This window comes from uncultured Rhodococcus sp. (assembly GCF_963525155.1).
Taxonomy (GTDB): Bacteria; Actinomycetota; Actinomycetes; order Mycobacteriales; family Mycobacteriaceae; genus Rhodococcus_F; species Rhodococcus_F qingshengii.
Window position 1 is genome coordinate 25,267 of record NZ_CAURKP010000048.1, and the last position, 6,172, is coordinate 31,438.

At 62.5% G+C, this 6,172-nt stretch carries 7 protein-coding genes; 5 read left to right on the plus strand and 2 right to left on the minus strand.

Features of this window, described 5'->3' with window-relative positions; translation table 11 throughout:
* The first annotated feature begins 25 nt into the window (after window positions 1-25).
* The 5 genes from RWT78_RS12685 (at window position 26) to RWT78_RS12705 (ending at window position 4,207) form a co-directional block, all read left to right on the plus strand.
* The gene (locus RWT78_RS12685) at window positions 26-862 is read left to right on the plus strand and encodes a thymidylate synthase (RefSeq protein ID WP_042449066.1); all 837 of its coding nucleotides are present in this window, start codon (window positions 26-28) and stop codon (window positions 860-862) included.
* A 2-nt stretch (window positions 863-864) separates the two neighbouring features.
* Window positions 865-1,356 carry a dihydrofolate reductase gene (locus RWT78_RS12690; RefSeq protein WP_003946393.1) on the plus strand — a complete coding sequence of 164 codons (492 nt, stop codon included), beginning with the start codon at window positions 865-867 and terminating at the stop codon, window positions 1,354-1,356.
* A gap of 84 nt (window positions 1,357-1,440) precedes the next feature.
* Entirely contained in the window at window positions 1,441-1,773 is a 333-nt protein-coding gene (locus RWT78_RS12695; protein ID WP_003946336.1) for a cupin domain-containing protein, read from the plus strand.
* Window positions 1,774-1,792: 19 nt separating this feature from the next.
* Window positions 1,793-2,488, plus strand: coding sequence for a hypothetical protein (locus tag RWT78_RS12700; RefSeq protein WP_073512716.1), 696 nt, complete (start codon window positions 1,793-1,795; stop codon window positions 2,486-2,488).
* A gap of 27 nt (window positions 2,489-2,515) precedes the next feature.
* Window positions 2,516-4,207, plus strand: coding sequence for a GAF domain-containing protein (locus RWT78_RS12705; RefSeq protein WP_042921348.1), 1,692 nt, complete (start codon window positions 2,516-2,518; stop codon window positions 4,205-4,207).
* 3 nt (window positions 4,208-4,210) lie between these two features.
* On the opposite strand, the gene RWT78_RS12710 is transcribed toward RWT78_RS12705, so the two are convergent.
* Window positions 4,211-4,849, minus strand: coding sequence for a response regulator transcription factor (locus tag RWT78_RS12710; RefSeq protein WP_003946380.1), 639 nt, complete (start codon window positions 4,847-4,849; stop codon window positions 4,211-4,213).
* Between the two features lie 76 nt (window positions 4,850-4,925).
* A complete protein-coding gene (locus tag RWT78_RS12715; protein WP_314675985.1) occupies window positions 4,926-5,819 on the minus strand; it encodes a universal stress protein in 894 nt (297 codons plus the stop codon).
* Window positions 5,820-6,172: the final 353 nt, after the last annotated feature.

Sequence of the window (6,172 nt, forward strand, 5' to 3'; positions counted from 1 at the left end):
CTTTATTACCCGCGGGAGGTTAATAATGGCGCACAGCAGGGCAGGCCCTAGACTGATTCCCGTGACTGTCTCCACTGCTTACGAAGACCTCCTCCGGCTCGTCATGGAGACGGGTACCGCCAAATCCGATCGAACCGGAACCGGCACCCGCAGCATCTTCGGTCACCAGATGCGTTTCGATCTTGCCGACGGCTTTCCGCTCGTCACCACCAAGAAGGTCCACCTCAAGTCGATAGTCAACGAACTCCTGTGGTTCCTGCGCGGCGACTCCAACGTGGCGTGGCTGCACGAGCACGGCGTCTCCATCTGGGACGAGTGGGCCGACGAGAACGGTGAACTCGGCCCCGTCTACGGCGTCCAGTGGCGTAGCTGGCCCACCCCTTCGGGCGAGCACATCGACCAGATCACGCAGACCGTCGAGACCCTGCGCTCCAACCCCGATTCGCGGCGGATCATCGTTTCGGCGTGGAACGTCGCCGACATTCCACAGATGGCCCTGGCGCCGTGCCACGCTTTCTTCCAGTTCTACGTCGCCGACGGCAAGCTCTCCTGCCAGCTGTACCAGCGCAGCGCCGACATGTTCCTCGGCGTTCCGTTCAACATCGCCAGCTACGCGCTGCTCACCCACATGATGGCCCAGCAGGCCGGACTCGACGTCGGCGAGTTCGTCTGGACCGGCGGCGACTGCCACATCTACGACAATCACGTCGACCAGGTGACCGAGCAGCTCGGCCGCGAACCGCTGCCGTTGCCGACCCTGAAGCTGAACAAGCGCGACTCCATCTTCGACTACACCTTCGAGGACGTGGAGATCGTCGACTACCAGCACCACCCCGCGATCAAAGCCCCGGTAGCGGTCTGACGATGACCGATCGCACAGTCACCCTCATCTGGGCGCAGGCCCACGGCGGCGTCATCGGCGCCGACAACTCGATCCCGTGGCGCGTGTCCGAGGACATGGCTTACTTCAAACGCGTCACCATGGGCCATCCGGTAATCATGGGGCGGCGCACCTGGGACTCCATTCCATCGAAGTTCCGTCCGTTCAGCGGGCGTCGGAACATCGTCGTCACACGCGATCCGCAATGGCACGCCGAAGGCGCCGAGGTGGTCCGCAGTCTGGACGACGCCCTGGCGTTGCCGGACGGTGACGTCTTCGTCGTCGGTGGCGGGCAAATTTATTCGGCTGCACTGCCATTCGCGACGCATCTACTGGTGACCGAGATCGACCTCGACATCGCCGGTGATGCTTTTGCTCCCGAGATCGGCCCCGAATGGAACCTGAAATCCGACGAGCCCTGGCAGACCTCGGAGAAGAGCGGCCTGCGCTTCCGCTGGTTGGAGTACACGCGCTGACCGACTTCCGCCGATAACGAGGCACCTCGCGAGTGAGTCGGTCATACTCCAAGAAGGACATTCACCGCTTCCGAGAGGTCTTCGATGGACAAGAAGTCACTGACCGCTCTCGCTCGCCAACAGTTGAAACTGGCGGGCTCGGCGACCAGCGGTCGCAGTTCACAAACCGTCTACGGTGGCCACCAGCGCAGCCTGCGACAGACGGTGATCGCGCTGAGCGCCGGCAAGAGCCTCGCCGAACACGACAGTCCGGGCGAAGCCACGTTGTTGGTCCTGAGCGGGAAGCTGAATCTTGTGTGTGGGAGTGACCAGTGGAAAGGATCCACGGGTGATTTCCTGACCGTCCCGGCCGACCGGCACAGCGTCGAAGCGCTCGAAGACGTTGCATTTCTACTGACCGTCGCCATGAAGGGCTGAAATCGGTAGCGTCTTCCGCGTGAGCGAAACCGTGATCGAAGTGTCCATCGTCGCAGCCCCGTCCGTACTCTGGCCCGCGCTGCGCGACCCGTCGCTGATTCGACGTTGGTTCGGCTGGGAGTACGACGGACTCGACGACGAAATCACCCAGATCTATTCCACCGCTGAGGCCGACCCCGAAGCGTTGACGCTGAAACTCGGAAACGGCGACCGTTTCTCACTTCGCGAACAGGACGGCAAGACGGTCGTCCGCATCGACCGACCGGCCAAATCTGCCGACGACGACTGGTACGACGACATCACCGAGGGCTGGACGACATTCCTCCAGCTGCTCAGATTCGCAGTGGAGCACCACGGACTGGCCGAGCGTAGAACCATTTATCTCGACGGCCTTCTGCTCCCCGGTGAGAACGTGGCAAGCGTCCTCGGGCTCACCGAAATCGAATTGGAAGCGGGAAGTCGGTACGCGGTGACAATCGCTCCCGGCGACTATTTCGAAGGCGTCGTCGACTACGTCACCGACCACCAATTCGGGTTGACAGTCGAGGATCTCGGCCCTGGCCTGCTGTCTGTCGCCACCCAGTCGGTGACGGCGCAGCGGCCCGACGGAGGCATGTCCATCCTGCTGACCACCTACGACCTGAGCGATGACGAGTTCGACGAGATCAAGCATCACTGGTCGTCGTGGTGGGAAGGTCGCCGCCAGGAGAGCTGACGTTCGGTGAGGCGATATGCTTCGACCATGGTCGAAGCTTCGGGTCACAGTCCGGCACGTACGTTCGGCGAGTTGCTCGACCGCCTGGGCGATTCCAATGCCGACATACCGACACTCCACCGCCTGCTCGAGGCGGTCCTGGTGGTCGGCTCCGGCCTGGACCTCGACCTGACGCTTCAACGGATCATCACCTCTGCGACAACGGTTCTGGATTGCCGCTACGGCGCCCTGGGGGTCGCGGCGCCGGGGGGCGGGCTCTCGGAATTCGTGTACGAGGGAATCTCCGGGTCCCAACGCGCGACCATGGGACATTTCCCCGAAGGTCATGGCGTGCTGGGTGTTCTGATGAATCACCCGCAGACTTTGCGTGTGGCCCATCTCGGCGACCATCCCGAATCGGTGGGATTCCCCGCAAATCATCCACCGATGGAGAGCTTCCTCGGAGCGCCGATCATGATGCGGGGAAAGGTGTTCGGAAGCATCTACCTGACCGAGAAACGGGGACAGGCCGAGTTCACCCAGGAAGACGAGGTCATTCTCGAAGCCCTCGCCATCGCAGCCGGTATCGCTGTGGAAAACGCCCGACTGTTCGAGCAGTCACGAACTCGTGAAAGATGGCTCACCGCAACATCTGCCATCCGCTCGCGATTGCTGGCCGGTGACTCGCTCGAGGACGGTCTGCAACTTCTTGCCAGTCGCGTTCGGGACCTGACCGGCGTCGACGACGTGATCGTGGTGATCTGCGAGAACGGCTACGCACAGGTTCACGCCGCGGCCAGCGCCCGGACCACGTCACGTGGCGTCAGAATCCCGGCGACCACTTATCCGTTCGACGTGGTGCGGAGCACTCGAAAGCTACAGGTACTCACCACTTTAGGCGCACTCACCGAACTGGTGCCGTCGGCTGGGAGTGCGGTAGTGGCACCGATGTGCGTCGCCTCGGGTGTAGTCGGCGCGGTCATCGTGGCGTCGAATTCCACCAACACACACTGGGATCACGACGAACTGACCCGGATCGAGTCGATGGCCGAACTCGGCTCCGTTGCAATCGAGTTCGACGAGAAACAAAAGGCGCAACGCCTGTTGTCCGTTCTCGCCGACCGCGACCGCATCGCACGAGACCTGCACGACAACGTCATCCAGCGACTGTTCGCGAGCGGAATGAGCCTGCAGAGCACGCTTCCGGACGAGACCCTCCCGGAGTCGGCGCGCGCGATTGTCAAACGATCTCTCGAACAGCTCGACAAGACCGTCCGCGAGATTCGGACAACCATCTTCGATCTGCAGACTCCGACGGCCACCGATTCGTCGAGCCTGCGCCGGCGCCTCCTCGATGTCATCGGCGACGCCACCGCACAGTCCGCGGTGACCCCGAGCGTCCAATTCTCCGGCGCCATCGACACTCTGGTGAATCCCGGGATCCACCAGCACGCCGAAGCCGTGCTGCGTGAGGGGTTGAGCAACGTCCTTCGGCATGCACACGCACGCCACATCACCATCGCTGTCACCGCGGACGTCGAATTTGCGATCACGATCGAGGACGACGGCGTCGGACTCCCCTCCGACTTCCACAAGAGTGGACTGCACAATCTGGAGCGCCGCGCCGAACATTGCGGCGGTACGTGCACGATCGTCAATCACGATCCGAGCGGTGCACGCCTGCTCTGGCGAGTACCGCTCGGTCGCACCAACTCGAATCGACCGAAATCCGGTCGTTAGATCCTAGCGACTGCCGCTACGGATTTCGGTCGCCAGCACCGCAGCCTGAGTACGACGCTGCATGCCCAGCTTCGAGAGCAAACGCGTCACGTAGTTCTTGACCGTCTTCTCCGCAAGGAACAATCGCGCGCCGATCTCCCGGTTGGTGAGCCCCTCTCCGATGAGATCGAAGACTGCTCGCTCCTGATCGGAAAGTTCGGCCAACGGATCAGCTGTACGGTCGCTGCGGATCCGCTGCATCAGCGCCTCGGTTGCACGACTGTCGAGCAGTGAACCGCCGCGCCCGACTGTGCGGACTGCAGCGACCAGATCGGTTCCGAGAATCTGCTTGAGGACGAATCCCGAGGCGCCCGCCATGATCGCGTCGAGCAACGCCTCGTCGTCGGCGTACGACGTGAGCATCAGGCAGCGGAGGTCGGGAAGCATCGAGCGGAGTTCTCGGCACAGTTCGACGCCGTTGCCGTCAGGCAGGCGTACATCCAGAACAGCGACGTCGGCGTTGCTCTGCGGTACCGCAGCCAGCGCTTCCCCCACGGACGCCGCCTCGCCCACCACCACGAAGTCCTCGACCCCACCGAGTAGGTCGAACAATCCGCGTCTGACGATCTCGTGATCGTCGACCAGGAATATCCGCGTTGTCATCGAACCCCTCCAAAAGACATCTCACGTCGAACGGTACCGGAGACGGTGGACTCAGAACTCATGGAATGCATTCTCTTCACTTGTTGACGTGCCGGACGATGAGAACCGGGCAATCCGCGGTGTGCAGGAGCGCCCGACTGGTCGATCCGAGGAGCATTCCTGCGAATCCGCCGCGCCCGCGACTGCCGACGACTATCAACTGCGCCGTCTCCGCGTATTCGCTCAGGACTCGGACCGGACGGTCACGCGCGACGACTCTTTCGACGACGACGTCCGGGTAACGCTCGGTGAATCCGGCCAATTGCTCCGCGAGGACAACTTCCTCACCCGTCTGGATGCTGCTCCACAGTGGGTCGTCGGGGGTGGCGCCCAACGAGGGCTGCACACTCACGTCGCTCCACACGTTGACGGCAATCAAGGTGGCGCCCCGCGCGGAGGCCTGCTCGAAAGCGTGCTCGACTGCCTCGATGCTGCTTTCGGATCCATCGACACCGACGACGACGGGGCCCTCGGTCGGCGGTCGACCGTCGAGCGTCCGACCTCGGACAACTGCAACCGGAGATTCGCCGTGCGAGACAACCGAGACCGTCGCAGAACCGACGACCAATCCGGTGAATTCGCCGTGCCCGCGAGGGCCGAGCGCAATGATGTACGCGCCCTTGGACAATTCGATCAGGCGATCGGAGACGCTGCCGTCGAGTAGTTCGGTGACGATCTCGAGGTCGTCGTCGATGCTTTGCCGCGCGAGGATCTGTGCGCTGTCCAGACGAGCGGTGGCAGTGCGCCGCAGTTCGTCCTTGAAGCTCTCGGCGAGGTAAGGCTCGGAGTAGTAGAAGGCTGGGATGTGCACCACCGTCGCGATGTGGAGCGGTCGACCGAGCACCACAGCGGTCCTCGCCGCCCAGACGACAGCCGACGACGCCGATTCCGAACCGTCTACCGCTACGACGACGGGTTTGGTTGCACTCATGTTCGTCCCTCCACAATCGACCACAGAATCTCTTCGCCCTCACACTATTGCCCAATGACGGCAAAAAGGATTCATCAGCCGACGCGAGTCCCGAATCGGACATTGGGTGTTCGGGTGGACTGCGGCAACGGCCCCGCCAACATCCCTTTCGGGCGTCAACGAGGCCACCGGTGCCGGATTCGCACGCAAACCCTGGCTACTCGATCCACGTTAGGTGAAGAACCCGACCGGTCAGAAGTGAAAAAAGTCCTGTCAACAAGCGCCCAAAATCGGGTTTCGTACGCAGGAGATCCCGAACCACCTGCTCTGCTGTGCGCCTTTATTAACCGCCGGCGGTTAATAAAGGCGCACAG